The organism is Seohaeicola sp. 4SK31 (assembly GCF_028802875.1).
Classification (GTDB): domain Bacteria; phylum Pseudomonadota; class Alphaproteobacteria; order Rhodobacterales; family Rhodobacteraceae; genus Seohaeicola.
The window spans coordinates 311,231-328,054 of the sequence record NZ_JARAMP010000001.1 but is presented as its reverse complement, the minus strand read 5'-3'; the positions used below and the strand labels follow the sequence as shown (position 1 = coordinate 328,054).

16 protein-coding genes are annotated in these 16,824 nt (G+C 61.4%); 9 read left to right on the top strand and 7 right to left on the bottom strand.

The features are described 5' to 3' along the window. Window positions 1-59: 59 nt before the first annotated feature. The 3 genes from PVW27_RS01605 to PVW27_RS01595 all read right to left on the bottom strand — a co-directional run bounded on the left by PVW27_RS01605 (window position 60) and on the right by PVW27_RS01595 (window position 3,208). Window positions 60-1,043, bottom strand: a complete 984-nt coding sequence (locus PVW27_RS01605) for a glycosyltransferase family 4 protein (RefSeq protein ID WP_274554779.1) — start codon at window positions 1,041-1,043, stop codon at window positions 60-62. A gap of 253 nt (window positions 1,044-1,296) precedes the next feature. Beyond that, on the bottom strand, window positions 1,297-2,463 hold the full coding sequence (locus tag PVW27_RS01600) for a rhamnan synthesis F family protein (RefSeq protein ID WP_274554778.1): 1,167 nt from the start codon (window positions 2,461-2,463) through the stop codon (window positions 1,297-1,299). A 97-nt stretch (window positions 2,464-2,560) separates the two neighbouring features. Beyond that, on the bottom strand, window positions 2,561-3,208 hold the full coding sequence (locus tag PVW27_RS01595) for a TetR/AcrR family transcriptional regulator (RefSeq protein ID WP_274554777.1): 648 nt from the start codon (window positions 3,206-3,208) through the stop codon (window positions 2,561-2,563). A 61-nt stretch (window positions 3,209-3,269) separates the two neighbouring features. Here PVW27_RS01595 and PVW27_RS01590 point away from each other — a divergent pair, with 61 nt between their 5' ends. The 4 genes from PVW27_RS01590 to PVW27_RS01575 are packed head-to-tail and all read left to right on the top strand — an operon-like array spanning window position 3,270 to window position 7,163. After that, entirely contained in the window at window positions 3,270-4,586 is a 1,317-nt protein-coding gene (locus PVW27_RS01590) for a flavin-containing monooxygenase (RefSeq protein ID WP_274554776.1), read from the top strand. Beyond that, window positions 4,583-5,479 carry a bile acid:sodium symporter family protein gene (locus PVW27_RS01585; protein WP_274554775.1) on the top strand — a complete coding sequence of 299 codons (897 nt, stop codon included), beginning with the start codon at window positions 4,583-4,585 and terminating at the stop codon, window positions 5,477-5,479. Before PVW27_RS01590 ends, PVW27_RS01585 begins: the two co-directional genes overlap by 4 nt. Further along, window positions 5,476-6,405: an SDR family oxidoreductase gene (locus PVW27_RS01580; protein ID WP_274554774.1), complete on the top strand. Its 930-nt coding sequence runs from the start codon at window positions 5,476-5,478 to the stop codon at window positions 6,403-6,405. The genes PVW27_RS01585 and PVW27_RS01580 overlap by 4 nt, the downstream gene beginning before the upstream one ends. After that, window positions 6,402-7,163 carry an SDR family NAD(P)-dependent oxidoreductase gene (locus PVW27_RS01575; protein WP_274554773.1) on the top strand — a complete coding sequence of 254 codons (762 nt, stop codon included), beginning with the start codon at window positions 6,402-6,404 and terminating at the stop codon, window positions 7,161-7,163. The genes PVW27_RS01580 and PVW27_RS01575 overlap by 4 nt, the downstream gene beginning before the upstream one ends. Before the next feature lie 7 nt (window positions 7,164-7,170). Here the strand turns inward: PVW27_RS01575 and PVW27_RS01570 are convergent, their stop codons facing one another. After that, window positions 7,171-7,818: a response regulator gene (locus tag PVW27_RS01570; RefSeq protein ID WP_274554772.1), complete on the bottom strand. Its 648-nt coding sequence runs from the start codon at window positions 7,816-7,818 to the stop codon at window positions 7,171-7,173. A gap of 291 nt (window positions 7,819-8,109) precedes the next feature. Here PVW27_RS01570 and PVW27_RS01565 point away from each other — a divergent pair, with 291 nt between their 5' ends. The 5 genes from PVW27_RS01565 (at window position 8,110) to preA (ending at window position 14,489) form a co-directional block, all read left to right on the top strand. Further along, complete coding sequence (locus PVW27_RS01565) at window positions 8,110-8,598, top strand: oxidoreductase (protein WP_274554771.1); 489 nt, start codon at window positions 8,110-8,112, stop codon at window positions 8,596-8,598. 28 nt (window positions 8,599-8,626) lie between these two features. Beyond that, window positions 8,627-11,215 (top strand): ATP-binding protein, encoded by a 2,589-nt coding sequence (locus PVW27_RS01560; protein ID WP_274554770.1) that lies wholly within the window; start codon window positions 8,627-8,629, stop codon window positions 11,213-11,215. 30 nt (window positions 11,216-11,245) lie between these two features. Further along, window positions 11,246-11,656: a sensor histidine kinase gene (locus PVW27_RS01555; RefSeq protein ID WP_274554769.1), complete on the top strand. Its 411-nt coding sequence runs from the start codon at window positions 11,246-11,248 to the stop codon at window positions 11,654-11,656. Between the two features lie 182 nt (window positions 11,657-11,838). After that, on the top strand, window positions 11,839-13,161 hold the full coding sequence (locus PVW27_RS01550) for an NAD(P)-dependent oxidoreductase (protein ID WP_274554768.1): 1,323 nt from the start codon (window positions 11,839-11,841) through the stop codon (window positions 13,159-13,161). 23 nt (window positions 13,162-13,184) lie between these two features. After that, window positions 13,185-14,489, top strand: coding sequence for an NAD-dependent dihydropyrimidine dehydrogenase subunit PreA (preA, locus tag PVW27_RS01545; protein WP_274554767.1), 1,305 nt, complete (start codon window positions 13,185-13,187; stop codon window positions 14,487-14,489). A 143-nt stretch (window positions 14,490-14,632) separates the two neighbouring features. Here the strand turns inward: preA and PVW27_RS01540 are convergent, their stop codons facing one another. The 3 genes from PVW27_RS01540 to PVW27_RS01530 all read right to left on the bottom strand — a co-directional run bounded on the left by PVW27_RS01540 (window position 14,633) and on the right by PVW27_RS01530 (window position 16,783). Continuing rightward, window positions 14,633-15,016, bottom strand: coding sequence for a hypothetical protein (locus PVW27_RS01540; RefSeq protein ID WP_274554766.1), 384 nt, complete (start codon window positions 15,014-15,016; stop codon window positions 14,633-14,635). Further along, window positions 15,009-15,596 (bottom strand): Panacea domain-containing protein, encoded by a 588-nt coding sequence (locus PVW27_RS01535; RefSeq protein ID WP_274554765.1) that lies wholly within the window; start codon window positions 15,594-15,596, stop codon window positions 15,009-15,011. The genes PVW27_RS01540 and PVW27_RS01535 overlap by 8 nt, the downstream gene beginning before the upstream one ends. A 530-nt stretch (window positions 15,597-16,126) precedes the next feature. Further along, a complete protein-coding gene (locus PVW27_RS01530) occupies window positions 16,127-16,783 on the bottom strand; it encodes a TetR family transcriptional regulator C-terminal domain-containing protein (protein WP_274554764.1) in 657 nt (218 codons plus the stop codon). Window positions 16,784-16,824 lie beyond the last annotated feature (41 nt).

The window sequence follows — 16,824 nt, the reverse complement described above, 5'->3', positions numbered from 1 at the left end:
TCCACAGTGAAAATCCTCCCGCCCTCCCTGTCGCCAGAAAGGGTAAAGGTGGACGACTTTTACGCCGCCCGCAGCAGGCTCATCCCGCCGCTACCGTGGCCGACTTTCGCACCGCCGTTCTCAGTTTCATCGTTGATGAATTCGGTCGATCCACCGTAATCCGTGGCGACGACAACCTTGCCGGCCGCCAGTGCTTCGGCACATCCAAGTCCCAAACCCTCGGAACGATGGAGCGACAGGAAAACATCGTGCTCTGTCATCATGGCGTTGACCTCATTGCGGGTCATGAGGCGGTCGACAACCTCTATGCGTGAATCATCCGCGGCTTGCTGAGCAAGCCACAAACGTCTTCCCAAATCTCGCTGACCCCGTGTTTTAACGGTCAGGCGAACATTCTCGTTGCCTGGGAAGGCCTTCTTGAAGGCATAGATGGCCGCCTCAGGATTCTTTCTGGCTGGGAAAGAATCAAAATCAAAATGAAAGAGGATTCTCAGTGGCCCCGATGGTTCAAAGAATCTCGGCTCTTGCGATGGCAGGTCTATTGGATGCTTCACAAGATATACGTTTGATAAACCATGTCGCTGTAGGATTTCGAGAATGAATCCTGAAGGAGCCCAAATACTATCATAATTGCTTAGATAATCGACGTATTTTGGGGGAATGCTGTCCAGTTCCCAAAATGGGTAGGCGACATTATATTTGCGTTTGCAGATCTGATACCTGAGACGCTTAAACCCAGTCAGGCCGTCCACAGTGAGGCTAATACCATAGGGTGCCTTGGCCGAAACAAGTTCGACAAAACTCTCTTCATTTTGCCGACCTTCGAGTAAACGGTTGCAGGCCGCAATTTTCAGTTCCTGAGTTGAAAGCGCATGATACAAGAGGCGTGCACTTTCCCCCAATCCCGTTTCGGAAAGCAAGAACCCATGTAGGTTAATTCCTTTTTCAAGTTCAGATTTACCACCCAACCAGCACGGCTTCGGCGTTTGGTCGGCGCACTGGGCTCGATAGCATTGAAGTAGTTTTGTCAGATTTTTATTCACAACGTCCGTTACCCAAAGTGCTATCAAAAGCCAGGAAACTGCATCAACCCACGGTACGTTCGCTTAAGCCAAGCCCGTGAGTTTAGCAACACATGTAGGGCCATTGTTATTGATGCGAAGGCCTGCGCGCGACGCGAGTGGCAGGTTCCTGCCGGATTGCAGTTCCACGCCTAGCGAATGCATTAGAGCGGACGTTTTGCGATCGACTGGATAATCCCAAGATCTAAGTAAGAATTAATATTCTACGGACTATCTAGCTGTCAGCGCAAAGCAGCGTGGCTTCTTGGACAACATGAGGTGTCTGCTGTGTCAAAATGTTTTCGGCTACCTTCAAAATACAGTTGGGCCCGTCTGCTGACAGCCACAATGGCGACTTCTTGAGGAATGGAAAGGTCGTATGACGCAGGTTGTAGAGAGCCAGCGCATAAGCGCTGCCGTGGCGGGCGACGGCGGTCAGGATCAGGCCGGTTCGTTCGTTGCGGCCGTCGACGGTCGACATATCCGTTCGTAGCACACGCGGTTTGATCCCGGCGATCGTGGTGTCCCTGAACAGGATCAGTTCGCGTGCGGTCTGATCCAGGTCTTCATCCGATAGTTTGGCGAGCTCTTGTGGCAACTGGTCGATCTCATGCGTGGCGCCGTGGCTATAGCCGTGGCGGATGGCCCATTGGCTGAGGCCGATCTCGCCGCGTCTGACTGTGTGTTTCTTGCCGTTCCGGATCTCTAGCTTTCGCCAGTAGTCCATGAACCGGTGATCCTGCAGAATGGCCTTGCCGATGCACAGGGCGTAGGACCCGTAATGGAAATTCGGGTTGTCCGGCTGATGGGTCCAGACAATATCGCGATAGTCCGAGGCATCGAAACGTCTGGCCCCCAGAAGGCTTTTGCGGAGGATGGAAAAGCTGGAGGTCGCGCCTGTGAAGTCCTTGTTCATGGCGCGGGCCTGCGTGAACCAACTGTCCTGACGTGGCACCATCCAGACCGAGTCGTTGAGCAGCCAGAGGCGGTCCAGTGTCGGCAGGCGATCCGCGATTTCAAGGAGTCCGTCCCGGTAGCCGCCGAAATCGTAACCAACATTCGGGCGTTCGATGATCTGGGTGGCGACAGCCTGGAGTCGCTCTCTGTCATGGTCGTGCAGGGGCAGGTTCGAGACGACGATCGCACTAATGCCGGCCCGTTTGATTTCATCGAGCATGTAGATGTGAGAGGCCAGAACGCCGGTTTCGGGATAGATCAGATAGATCGCCACTTCCCGCTGCATGGGGACCGTGCCGTTTGTGCGGCGGATCTCTTTGCGGGTGACAAGATCGTAGTAGCGGCGGAAATAGAGCCGGCGGAGCATTTCACCCACGACGACTGTTCCGTCCCGCCGCAACCTTTGCAGCTCGCGTTTGATTTTCCAGAAAGGGATCTTGCCCATGTGCGTCTCGCTCGTCTTTGGCGACCTGTTAGCACAGGTTTGTTGGGCTGGACACCTGTCGACATGCGGCACGCATCGCTGCCCGTGCCGGACACCTTTACGCCGCAAAGCCTGCTGCGCAGAAATGGATGAGGTGGTCGAATTGCTGATCCTCGGGGGCCGGTGTGCCGCCGAGGGCGGCGATCCGGCCTTGCGAGGTCAGCAGGGCCAGCATGGCCGAGACCGAGAACACGAAGGCTTCGGCGATCCGGCTGCGGGAGGCATCGGGGCGGCGTTGGTGCAATGCGTCCATGAAGGTCTGGGCGGTGGGGTCGAAACAGCTGGCCGAAATGGCGCGCCAGCGGTCATCGGTCGAGACGAAGGCGACAAGGCGCGCATAGTCGCGCCAGCGCGGATCGTCCCGTGACAGGGCGAAGAAGGGCTGCATGAAGGCGCGCAGCAGGCCGTCCGGGGTCAGCTCGTCAGTGGCGCGCAATCGGGCGAGGGCGTCAAGTCGGGCCCGGGACAGGGTGTCGGCCCGCCGGGCGACGGTGGCGTGGAACAGGGCCTCCTTGCCGCCGCCGTGATGGTGGATCGTTCCGACCGGCTCGCCCGCCGCTGCGGCGATGTCGCGGATCGTGGCGCCATCGAAGCCCTGACGGGCGAAGACCTGTTCCGCTGCATCGAAGACGCGCTGCCGCGTGGCCAGCGCCCGCGCGGAGGGGGCACGTTTGCGCGGCGGGGCGGAGGGCAGCATCGCGGTCATCGAAATATCTTGCCTTAGATTGAACATTTGTTCAACTTAACTTGCAATGAGGGAGGACGGAATGACCAATGCACGCGACAGGTACGCCCTGATCGGGGCGGGACCGATGGGCTTGGCGACGGCCAAGTTGCTGCTCCAGCACGGTATCGCCTTTCAGGGGTTCGAACTGCACGACAGTGTGGGTGGCCTGTGGGACATCGACGGGCCCCGCTCGACCATGTATGAGACGGCGCATCTGATCTCGTCCAAGAGGATGACGGAGTTCGCCGATTTCCCGATGCGAGACGACGTGGCCGACTATCCGTCCCACCGCGAGATGAAGCGCTATTTCGAGGATTTCGCCCGGCATTTCGACCTGCACCGGCATTACCGCTTTGGGGCCGAGGTTCTGTCCTGCACGCCGCTGGGTGGTCCTCATGACGGCTGGCGCATCACATGGCGCGACGGGCAGTCAGAGCAATCCGCGGATTTCGCGGGCCTTCTGATCGCCAATGGCACGTTGAGCACGCCGAACATGCCCAGCTTCAAGGGCGCGTTCAGCGGCGAGATGATCCATTCCGCGCAGTATCGTCATGCCAGCCAGTTCGACGGCAAGCGGGTGCTGGTGATCGGGGCGGGCAATTCCGGCTGTGACATTGCGGTGGATGCGATCCATCACGGGCTGTCCTGCGACCTGTCGATGCGGCGCGGCTATTACTTCGTGCCGAAATACATTTTTGGCAAACCCGCTGATACGCTGGGCGGGGCGATCAGGCTGCCGATGCCGCTGAAGCGAATCCTGGACGGGGCAATCCTGCGCATGTTCGTGGGCGAACCGCAGAAATACGGTTTTCCCAAGCCGGATTACCGGCTGTATGAAAGCCACCCCATTGTAAACTCGCTGGTGCTGTATCACGCGGGACATGGCGACATCCGGGTGAGGCCCGATGTGGACAGGTTCGACGGGCCGACGGTGCATTTCACCGATGGCAGCCAGTCCGACTATGACATGATCCTGACGGCCACCGGCTATAGGCTGGATTACCCGTTCATCGACAAGGCGCATCTGAACTGGCAGGGGGATGCGCCGCATCTTTACCTGAACGCGATGCATCCTCAGCGGGATGACCTTTTCGTGCTGGGCATGGTCGAGGCCTCGGGGCTTGGCTGGCAGGGGCGGCATGAACAGGCCGAAATGGTCGTGCGCTATATCAAGGGATTGCAGGACGGATCAGCCGCAGCGCGCAAGCTGCAACAGACCAAGGCGCAGGGATTTGACCGGGCCACGGGGGGCATGAACTACCTCAATCTGCCGCGCATGGCCTATTATGTGGACAAGGCCACCTATCGGAAAGCGGTGAACCGCTGGATCGGCAGGCTGGGAGGGGCACCGGCATGATCGACGAGGCGGTTCTTGATTTCTCGGCGGGCTCGCTGGTTTTGCTGAACGGGATTCTGGCGGTGGTGATGTTCTCGATCGCCATTGATCTGGCGCCGCGAGATTTCCGGGTTCTGGCGCGGGCGCCGAAACCGCTGATCGTCGGGCTTGTGTCGCAATTCGTGGTATTGCCGGTCCTGACGTTTCTGCTGGTGCTGGCGGTGCGGCCACAGCCATCGGTCGCCTTGGGGCTGATGCTGGTGGCGGCCTGTCCGGGGGGCAACATCTCGAATTTCATCACGCATCGGGCAGGGGGGAATGCGGCGCTGTCAGTGTCGATGACCGCCTTTGCCACGGTGGCGGCGATCCTGCTGACGCCGCTCAATATCGCCTTCTGGGGCAGTCTCTATGCCCCCACGGCCGAGATCCTGCGGGCCACTTCGATTGATCCGGTGAATATCGCGATCACCGTGGGGCTGATGCTGGTGTTGCCGCTGGTTCTGGGGGTGACGCTGAACGCCCGCCGCCCCGACGTGACGCGCAAGCTGCGACAGCCGTTGCAATGGGTGTCCATGGCGATTTTCGTGGGGTTCATCATCATCGCACTGGCGGCCAACTGGGCGCAATTCCTGACTTATGCCGGTGGAATCGCGGGGCTGGTGATCCTGCACAACGCGCTGGCGCTGGGCGGGGGCTATGCGACGGCCAGTCTGGCGGGGCTGTCGGCCTTTGACCGCAGGGCCGTGACCATCGAGACAGGCATCCAGAACTCGGGTCTGGGTCTGGTGCTGATCTTCGGCTTTTTCGGCGGCTTGGGCGGCATGGCTGTGGTGGCGGCCTTCTGGGGCATCTGGCACGCGATTTCGGGGCTGGCTCTGGCCAGCGTGATGGCGCGGACCAAGGTTGCGCCATGACCCGCATCCTGATCACCGGCGGGGCGGGCATGGTGGGGCGCGCGCTGGCCGAGGCTTTGCCAGCAAAGGATGTCATTGTCACGGATCTGTCCGACCGGGGGCTGCCTGAGGGGCTGGAGTTCCGGCGGATGGATGTGACGGGCACTGACCCCGATCAGGTGATCGGTGCGATCCGGCCCGAGGTGGTGGTGCATCTGGCCTCGATCGTGACGCCGCCGCCGGGGATGACGCGGGCGCAGGCCCATGCGGTGGATGTGACCGGCACGCGGCATGTGCTGGAGGCTTGCGTGGCGCATGGGGTGCGGCGGCTGGTCGTGACCAGTTCGGGCGCGGCCTATGGCTATCACGCGGACAACCCCGTGCCGCTGACGGAAGACGCACCCTGCCGTGGCAATCCGGAATTCGCCTATGCCGATCACAAGCGTCAGGTCGAGGAGATGCTGGCCGCGGCGCGGGCGCGGCATCCGGGGCTGGAGCAGGTGGTGCTGCGCGTGGGCACAGTGCTGGGGGCGGGGGTGGACAACCAGATCACCGCATTGTTCCGGCGCAGGCGCCTTCTGGCGATCCGGGGCAGCGACAGCCCGTTCGTGTTCATCTGGACCCGTGATCTGGCCCGGATCGTCCGGCGGGCGGCGACCGATGGGCCTGCGGGGATCTACAATGTCGCCGGGGATGGCTGGATGTCGGTTGATGCGCTGGCGGCGGCACTGGGCAAGCCGGTGCTGCGGGTGCCGGCCTGGGCGCTGCGGGCGGCCTTGGCGGTGCTGCATCCGCTGGGCCTGTCGCAATACGGGCCCGAGCAGGTGCGGTTTCTGCAATACCGGCCTGTTCTGGACAATACGCGGCTGAAGCGTGATTTCGGCTATGTGCCGGACCTGACCTCGGCGCAGGTGTTCGACCTGTGGCGGCGGGAGGCCGGGCTGTGAGGACGGCGGTGATCTCGGGCGGCAATGGCGGGCTGGGGCGGGCCATGGCCGCAGCGCTGGAGGCGCAGGGCTGGCACTGCGTGCTGATGGATATCGACGTGACCGGGCTGGCGGCATCGGCGACACGGACACCCGTTGCGGTGGACCTGACCGATGGCGCCGCGCTGGAGCAGGCGGCGGCGCAGATCATCGCAGCGCGCCCGTCGATTGATCTGGTGATCTATAATGCAGGCGTGTCGCAGATCGGCCCCTTCGCCGGATCCAGCGATGAGAGTCATCGTCGCGTGTTCGAGATCAACTATTTCGCCGCCGTGGCCATGGCGCGGGCCTTTCTGGCGGCGATCCGGCAGAGCGGCGGCACCCATCTGGCGATATCCTCGGTCGCGGGCTTTGCACCGCTGCACAACCGCACGGCCTATGCTGCGTCGAAACATGCGGTGCAGGGTTTCTTTGCCTCGTTGCGGTCAGAGGAGGCGGCTTTTGGCGTGCGTTGCCTGATCGCGGCCCCCAGTTTCGTGGCGACGAACCTTGGCCGGGCCGACCGGCGCGCGGACGGCTTGCAGCGGCCGGGATCGGCGGCGGACGGGATGGATTACATGACCCCCGAGGCGGCCGCAGCCGTGATCCTGCGCGGATTGGCGCGTGGGCAGGACTTCATCCCCGTGGGGCGTGTCGCCCGGCTGGCCTGGTGGCTGATGCGCGCCTCGCCCGGTCTTTATCAACGGGCGATGCGGCGCAGGATCAGCGGCAAGGGATAGGGCGCGATCAGGACTCGATGATCGACATGTCGCGACCGATGACGGCGGCATGGGCGCGGTTGCGCGCGCCCAGCTTGCGGCAGATCGTGCGCATGTGCATCTTGATCGTCGTTTCGCTCTGATCCATGTCGTTGGCGATGTGCTTGTTGGTCAGGCCCGCCGCAGCAAGGCGCAGCACATGCAGTTCCACATCGGTCAGCTTGTCGCGTTCCCCGGCGGCCTGCTTGTCGTCCAGCGCGTCGGCGGGAACGAACATCTGCCCGGATTCGATCAGGCGCAGCACACTGACCAGCGATTGCAGCGGCATCGTCTTGGGGATCAGGCCGCGCACGCCCATTTCGATGGAACGGTTCAGGATATGGCGGTCGGCATTGGCCGAGAACAGGACAACCTGACCCGTGCCCGCGTTTTCGACCACCTGACGCACGCCCTCCAGACCGACAAGGCCCGGCATCCGCAGATCCAGCATCACGATGTCATAGGGGCCGTCATTGACAAGGCAGGAGATCGTTTCGTCAAACGTTTCTGCGGTGTCGACGCTGAACCGTTCCGTCGTGGACAACAGGGTGGCGACAGCCTCGCCGATCAACCTGTGATCGTCCGCAAGCAACACACGGCTGATGTGATCAGCAGTCGCGGCATAGTTTCTGGGCATCTGGTTTTTCCTGAATACTCGGACCCCGAACGCACTTACGAGGAAATGTTGGCATACGTAAGGTATGATAGCGGCACAAACGACAAAATCATCCTATATGTTTGATGTCATCCTTGCAAAAGACATGCCAGATTGTCGAAGGAGAGTGATACACCTTTGCCGCGAATCCTGTAAGATAAGACGCGGCAGAAAAACGTTATCGTAAGGCAGTTCAGGGTTATCTTAAGATACTATTGTCCGGCTGAAAGAGGGCCGCTAGCAATGCGCAGTCTCAAGAGAGGTTCAGGGCTCATGTTTAAACGTTTCTTTCTCATGGTGGTTGGTGCCCTCGGTCTGGCGCATATGACGGCCGGTCTGGCCGCCGCCGAAGTGCTCTTAAGTGTCGATGTGAAAGGGGACGGGTCCGAGATCCGCACCCTGACCGATGCGGAACTGTCGGCGCTGCCGCAGGTCAGCTTCACCACATCGACCATATGGACAACCGAGCCCGTCACGTTTTCGGGCCCCAGTCTGGCCTCTGTGCTTGAGGCTGTCGGGGCGCAGGATGGCGCTCTGAGCATGGTGGCCGTAAACGACTACAAGGTCGAGATGCCGCGCAGCCTTGTGGAAGAGGAAGTGCCCGTCGTCGCCAACCGGATCAACGGCGAACCCTTCAGCATCCGCGACAAGGGCCCGCTATGGGTCGTGTTCCCCTATGATGCCGATGCGCGGTTTCAAACCGAGGAAATCTACTCCTTCTCGATCTGGCAGCTGACCCAGATCCAGGTTGTTCCGGATTGAAGAATTGTTCGCCATCACAGGATCATCAGTGCTGAGGAAAGACACCTCCCGGCGCTATACGGCCCTGTTTCTGCTACTGCTTCTGGTATTGTCCTGCGTCGCTATGGTGTATAGCGCGCAGGCTTTCCGGGATCGCATCGACGCGGTGCGGGCCTCGGATTCCGACAATGCGGGCTGGCTGATCTCGCAGCTTGACGTTGATCACAAATCGCTGGCTCTGGCGATTGACCGGACGCTGCTGTCCACGACCTATCCCGCGCTTGCAGGGGCATCAACGGACCTTGCGGTGGTCCGGTTGCGTCTGGATATCTTCTATAGCCGCGTGAATACCGTGATCGCCGCCCTTGGCCGCGAGACCGTCTCGCAGGAACTGCGGAACCGGCTTGTCGAACTGGATGAAAGCCGTGATGCGCTGGCGGCGGAGCTTGACCGTCTGACCGATGGGGACACCGCGGGACTGTTACAGTTTGCCAGCAGTGTGCAACGGGCCGCGCCGCTGGTGCGCGACATCACGACCATGGCTCTGCTGCATTTCGTGACGCAGTCCGACATGGTGCGGGAGGCCGAGCGCAGCCTGCTCAAGCGGTTCTGGATCCAGAGCCTTGTTCTGCTTTTCCTGATGATCGCCTCGGCCGTTCTGGCCGTGAAGCTGTGGCGCGAACTGGAAGACCGGACGGTCAAGATGCAGCGCGCGCTGGACACGGTGTCCAAGGTGTTCGAGGTCTCGCTGAGCGCCGTTGTCATTTCGGACATGTATGGCCAGATCCTGATGGCCAACCCTGCGGCGGCAAGCATCTTCGGGGTTCCCGCCGATGAATTGGAAGGCGAGTTCCTCGAGGAGGTGATGGTCCCGGCCGATCACAGGGAGTCTCATCGTAAGCTGATGGCCAGACACCGGCGCGATGGTCACCGCAAGATGATCGGTGCCGGACCGGTGCGGATGGATGCCGTCCGGATGGACGGCACGCCCTTCAAGGCTGAGATTTCGGTCGTGGCGGATCACGATCTGGACGGGCGGCCGATCCTGATCGGGTTCATCCGCGACATTTCGGATGTGGTCGCCGCCGAAGAACGGCTGGTGATCGCGCGGGACGAGGCCGAACGGCACGCCTCGGCCAAGACGATGTTCCTGGCGACGATGAGCCACGAGATGCGCACCCCGCTGCATGGGGTCATGGCGGCGCTTGACCTGATCGATCAGGGGCCGATGGATGACGAAACGCGGCTGCTGCTGCAAACGGCCAAGGATTGCAGCGACCGGGCGTTGCAACAGGTCAATGACGTGCTGGAAATCACGCGGCTTGGCGAAAGCCGGATGGGCAATGTGCCCTTCCGCCCGGCCGAGGTGGCGCAGGATATCCTGCGCGAGCTGACGCCGATGGCGGCCGCGCGCGGCCTGTGGCTGAAGCTTGAGGTCGAGGGACAGGATGCCGAGCGGATGTATCTTGGTCTGCCCAATGCCTTCTCGCGCGCGCTGTATAATCTGGCGGGCAATGCGGTAAAGTTCACCGACCATGGCGGAGTCCGGATCGGGCTGACCTTTTCTCCCGAGGAAGACGGCGCGCAGCGCCTGCGGGTCGAGGTGCGCGATACCGGCATCGGGATCGGTCCTGCGGATCAGGAGCGCATCTTCGCGGAATTCGAGACGGTGGAATCCGTTTCGCGCTTCCGGGGGTCGGGCACGGGGCTGGGCCTGCCGATCGTGCGGCTGGCCGTCACGCGGATGGGGGGGCACCTGTTCTTGAGCAGCGAGGAAGGGAAGGGCAGCACCTTCTGCTTCGAGATCACCCTGCCTTTCGCGGATGAGGACAACGATACCGTGGCGTTGCCCGTGGCACCCGACGCGGCATCAAAGGCCATCGCGCCGCCGGTCAAGCCGCTGGAGGTTCTGGTGGTCGATGACAACAAGATCAACGTCACGCTCATGAGCAAGATGATCGTGCGGCTGGGGCATGTCCCGTCACAGGCCAGCAACGGTCTGGAGGCGGTGGCCGCAGCCTCGGGCAAGCCATATGACATCATCCTGATGGATGTGAGCATGCCGGTCATGGACGGGCGCGAGGCAACCGGGCTGATCCGCGCAGGCGGGGCCTCGGCCGATGCCATCATCATCGGCGTCACGGCCTTCAGCGACGAGGAGCGTCTGAAAGACCTGACGGCGGTCGGCATGAACGCCGTCGTGACCAAGCCGATCAACACCGCCGAACTGTCTGCCGCCATGACCCAGATGCTGGACGTCAGACTGTCCGAGCAGGCAGAGGCCGCCCCCGACGCCAAGCCCCAGTCCGAGATGCACCGCGCCTTGGCGCAGCTGGAAGAGATGCTGGACCGCGGCAGCGCGCTGCGTTTTCTGGATCAGGCCCTGAACGATGTGGACAAGACCCTGCCGGTCCTGTCGGACAAGACCATGGGTCTGGAGGATGTGGCGGACCGCATCCACAGCACGGTCGGATCGACCGCCGTGGTCGGCCTGACCCAGTTGTCGCGCCTGCTGGCCGAGGCCGAGGACTCGGCCCGTGCAGGCGACCGAAAGGCACTGGGCAAACTGGCCCCCCGGATCTCGCGGCGTCTGAGCGGAGATCAGGACATCCTGCGTCAGGTCACGGAAGACGTCTGATCGTAGCGGAAAAAAGGGGCGCAGCCTGGCATGGCCGAGGCCAAGGGAATTCTGCTCGAGACCGAGCCTTGCGATACCAAGGTTGCGGCCGATCCGGTGCGTGTCGCGCAGATCATGGAGAACCTTCTGTCCAACGCGGTCAAGTTCACCTCCTCGGGCGGTTCGGTGCGCGTTTCGGCCCTTCCCGGTCCTCATTGCGTCAAGGTGACCGTGGCCGATACCGGGGACGGCATACCCGAAGAGAAACTGGACTCAATCGTCGAAGAATTCTCGCAGGTGCATCCCTCGGGCACACGGCGACAGGGCGGGACAGGTCTGGGTCTGGCCATCACCAAGCGACTGGTGGCCCTCCAGGGCGGCGACATCAGCGTGCAAAGCACGCCGGGTGTCGGCAGCACCTTCACTTTCAGCCTGCCTCTGGAGGAACAGGCCGCCGCCTGACCCGCCACGTCCGATCACCGGTCATCTGCCGGCGCAGGGCGGTTGACGCTGCTGCGAAACGCTCATGCCGGGCGCGATCACCCTTGGATGGGTCGTTCACAAACTGCCTAAATTTTACCAGTTGATAAAAAAAGGAATCGTGGAATACTGACCTCAAGAAAAGAACAACAGGAGAGGCTCTGATGACTGCAAATCCCCTTGCGGAAGGGATCATAGCCGGGCGGCTGGACCCTGCCGCCTATGCTGATCATTTCTCGGATCTGCATCCGCCACTGGACGATCACGAGGCGCTGGTGGCCGCAGATCGCTGCTATTTCTGCCACGATGCGCCCTGCATCACGGCCTGCCCCACCGACATCGACATCCCGCTCTTCATCCGCCAGATCGCGACCGGCACACCCGAAGCGGCGGCCAGAACGATCTTCCAGCAGAACATCCTCGGCGGCATGTGCGCCCGCGTCTGCCCGACCGAGACATTGTGCGAACAGGCCTGCGTCCGCGAAAAGGCCGAAGGCAAACCCGTCCTGATCGGCCAGTTGCAGCGCTACGCCACCGATACCCTGATGGCGCAAGGTGTGCATCCCTTCACCCGCGCCGCCCCCACGGGCAAGCGCGTCGCCGTCGTGGGTGCTGGTCCCGCGGGCCTGTCCTGCGCGCATCGCCTCGCCATGCTGGGCCATGACGTGACCGTCTTCGACGCCCGCCCCAAACCGGGGGGCCTGAACGAATACGGCATCGCCGCCTATAAATCCGTGGACAGCTTCGCCGAAGCCGAGGTGGACTGGCTTCTGAAAATCGGCGGCATCACCATCAAGACCGACGCCGCCCTTGGCCGCCACATTACCCTTGCCGAACTGCAAGCCGACCATGACGCCGTCTTCCTCGGTCTGGGCCTCGGTGGCGTCAACGCGCTTGGCGTGGATGGCGAAGATCGCACGGGCGTCCTCGACGCCGTCGATTTCATCGCCGACCTGCGCCAATCCACCGATCTCAGCCAACTCCCCATCGGCCGCGACGTGGTGGTCATCGGCGGCGGCATGACCGCCGTGGACGCCGCCGTGCAGGCCAAACTGCTGGGTGCGCTCAACGTCTCCCTCGTCTATCGCCGCGGCCGCGACCGCATGAACGCCAGCCGCTATGAACAAGACCTCGCCGCCTCCAAAGGCGTGCGCATCATCACCAACGCCAGCCCCGTCGCCATCCACGGCAACGGATCGGTGCGCGAGATCGAATTCGAATACACCGACGACACCCTCACCCCCACCGGCCAACGCTTCCGCCTCGCCGCCGATCAGGTGTTCAAGGCCATCGGCCAGACCCTCGCCGGCGACACCCTCCCCGCCATCGAGCGCGGCAAGATCGCCGTCACCGGCGCGGGCCGCACCTCCATCACCGGCATCTGGGCGGGCGGCGATTGCGCCACCGGCGGCGATGACCTGACCGTGACCGCCGTGGCCCAGGGCCGCGACGCCGCCATGGACATCCACACCACATTGATGGGCTAAGCCCCCACAGGGAGACCAGCACAATGGCCAATCTCACCACCGAATTCGCCGGGATCAAATCCCCCAACCCCTTCTGGCTGGCCTCCGCCCCGCCCACGGACAAGGAATACAACGTCCGCCGCGCCTTTGAAGCAGGCTGGGGTGGGGTCGTCTGGAAAACCCTGGGCGAAGCAGGCCCGCCCGTCGTCAACGTCAACGGCCCCCGCTACGGCGCCATCTGGGGCGCCGACCGTCGCCTTCTGGGCCTCAACAACATCGAACTCATCACCGACCGCCCGCTGGAAGTGAACCTGCAGGAAATCAAATCCGTCAAACGCGAATACCCCGACCGCGCCATGGTCGTCTCCCTCATGGTGCCCTGCGTGGAAGAGGCGTGGAAAGCCATCCTCCCCCTCGTCGAGGAAACAGGAGCCGACGGGATCGAGCTGAACTTCGGCTGCCCACACGGCATGTCCGAACGCGGCATGGGCAGCGCCGTCGGCCAAGTCCCCGAATATATCGAAATGGTCACCCGCTGGTGCAAGCAGAACACCCGCATGCCCGTGATCGTCAAACTCACGCCCAATATCACCGATATCCGTAAACCCGCGGCCGCCGCCCATGCCGGGGGCGCGGATGCGGTCAGCCTGATCAACACGATCAACTCGATCACCTCCGTCAACCTCGACCTCTTCGCCCCCGAACCCACCATCGACGGCAAGGGCGCGCATGGCGGCTATTGCGGCCCGGCCGTCAAACCCATCGCGCTGAACATGGTCGCCGAAATCGCCCGCACGCCGGAACTCGCCAACCTGCCCATCAGCGGGATCGGCGGCGTCACCACATGGCGCGACGCGGCGGAATTCATGGTGCTGGGCGCAGGCAACGTGCAGGTCTGCACCGCCGCCATGACCTATGGCTTCAAGATCGTGCAGGAGATGATCTCGGGTCTCAGCCAGTGGATGGACGAGAAGGGGATCGAACACACGTCCCAGATCGTCCGCCGCGCCGTCCCCAATTGCTCGGACTGGCAACACCTCAACCTCAACTACGTGGCCAAGGCGAAAATCAATCAGGACCTCTGCATCAGCTGCGGCCGCTGCTTTGCCGCATGCGAGGATACCAGCCACCAGGCCATCGCCATGTCCGAGGATCGCGTCTTCACCGTCAAAGACGATGAATGCGTCGCCTGCAACCTGTGCGTGAACGTCTGCCCCGTGCAGGACTGCATCACGATGGAGGCCATGGCCCCCGGCACCGTAGACCCCCGCACGGGTAAGGTGGTCGAGGCCGACTACGCCAACTGGACCACCCACCCCAACAACCCGGGAGCCGTCGCCGCCGAATAACCCGCCTCTCTCTGGGGCCACTCACGCGGTCGCTGTCCTCCCGGCGACCGCGATTTTTATGGGGGGATTTGCACAGGGGTGATGAGGACACTCCCCCCGGTCATCGTTGAAGAGTTTCAGTGCAGGAAAATCAAGAGTCTCCGCTAAGTGTAAAGGCTCTCAAGCGCCGAAATTACAAAAGCTTTTTCGTGCTGAGTGAGCGATCTGACGTCTCTTGCGAATGCTGCCAACTCCCCGGCAAGGTGTGCGTCTATCGCTCCCGTTTTGGTTGCTCCGAAGATTGAAAGCTTGTCCTCCTTTACCCTGACCAACAGAGAAAATGAGACGATAGATTTACCAGTAGGTGATTTTGGCAACCCTGGAATTTGACCATCATCCAAGACGCAATCGCTCTTAAATCCAGTGTTGGAGTTCAGAAACAAAAACGCAAAAATTGTCTCGTTCTCGGTTCGCCCCAGACAAAGATGAAATTTTTCTTTGCCCGCGATGGGCGAGTGGAAGCGGATGACGTCACCAGCTTCATACATACGACGAATATTCAGCCAATGTTGCGGCCTGCTCAAAATTCGGGTCGTCAAAAAGCAGGCCAAGCTTCATGGGATAAGCGGCACGCCCGCCATCTTCACGCCACGCATCAACATAGGCCGGATCTTCATGAGTCAGTCGTCGAATTTGACCAAAGCCCAACGAATGAACCACCCCAAGTGAATTGCCCAAGACCTCAATGTCACTCGGCGAGAGGAAATCTTCGGGTCTCAAAGCGCCGTCACTGGGATAGAAATGCTTCGTAGCGTTTACATGCGGCACCGATTTCCAAGGAACACCATGAAGGTGATGGTCACGCAAAGCCTTGTCATTTCCCTTGAGAAGATCGTAAGCAAGCGACGGAACCGGCCCGTGAAGCATCGCGCAGTAATTGTCGTAGGTTACTGGCCTTCCCCACTCGTTCAGATGTGCTCGGTCCGCGAGAAAAAGTGTCTTGACCAGATCATACTGCGACACTTTCCGTCCGCGACGTTGCGCCTCTGCCATAACGAAGTACAGCGCAGCTATGATGCGATCTAGGCTGGGCTTCATTTCGACTTGCTCTGGGACAGCGTAGTTCATCAATCCGACCTCTCATGCCAAAAGATATAAACGAATCTCACGCTTTTCCAAGATAGCCCAAAAAATGTGAATATTCTGTGTTTCTGCCGCGATAGTGTAGCAGTCGACGTCTGCGATACTTCGGGTCTGTGACCTTGCCGTCAGCACAGTTTGATAAGAACGGCAGGCTCGCTGTGTTTGTGAATTTCGCGATACAATCCGAAATACATACAAAGTTATCAAAATTATGTGCTCCGTGCAAAGGGAACCACTCCTACACCGTCGCAATCACCAACTACCCTCCAAAGCCCTCACACGTAATGCGGGCTTCATCGTGGTCCTTGCGGCACGTCCGAGTCAACAACCATACCGCACAGAGGGGTAGCGCTGAACGTCAGGGTGCGCCTGTCCAGGGTGGGGGCACCTGCCACGCATTTGGCCCATAAAGGCTTAACAGCGCGGAAATCTTGCTTAAAAAAACCCTACCATGTTTCTCCAACCCATTGAAATCATTGACCCCGAAAAATGTCTCACGGTGGGACATCCTGGGATCAGACCGTCAGAAGCCGCCGATACATCGTCTCCAGATGACTTGCGGCCCCCGGAAAGACCCCGCCCTCCGGCATCAGGACATTCACCTGCGCCTCGAAGTCGGCATAGTGCTGGGTGGTGGCCCAGATCGAAAAGATCAGGTGCCGCGGATCAACCGCCGCGATCCGCCCCGCCTCCGCCCAGCCCGCGATCAGCGCCGCCTTCTGATCCACCAAGGGTTTCAGCCGCGCCTCCAGATGCGGCCCCATCCGCGGCGCGCCTTGCAGGATTTCATTGGCAAACAACCGGCTCTCGCGCGGATAGGCCTGCGCCATATCCAGCTTGCGCCGGATATAGGCCAGGATCTCCTCCAGCGGCTCCCCTTCCGGGTTCATCTGCTCCAGCGGATCGAGCCAGGTTTCCATCAGTTGATTGAGAAGGGTGACATGGATCGCCTCCTTCCCGTCGAAGTAATACAGGATGTTCGGCTTGGACAACCCCGCCTCCGCCGCGATCTGATCCAGCGTCGCGCCCCGGAAACCATGGGCCGAGAACACCTCCAGCGCTGCCTCCAAGATCCGCTTGCGATTGCGCGTCTGAATGCGGCTGCGCTTGGGGGCGGGTTCCGCACGGACCTTCGCGGCACGCGCTGTGGCTGTCCTGGCTGCGTCCTTCATAGGCCCTCTCTTGCTGCGAAATTCATCGCTAACCGAAGCGC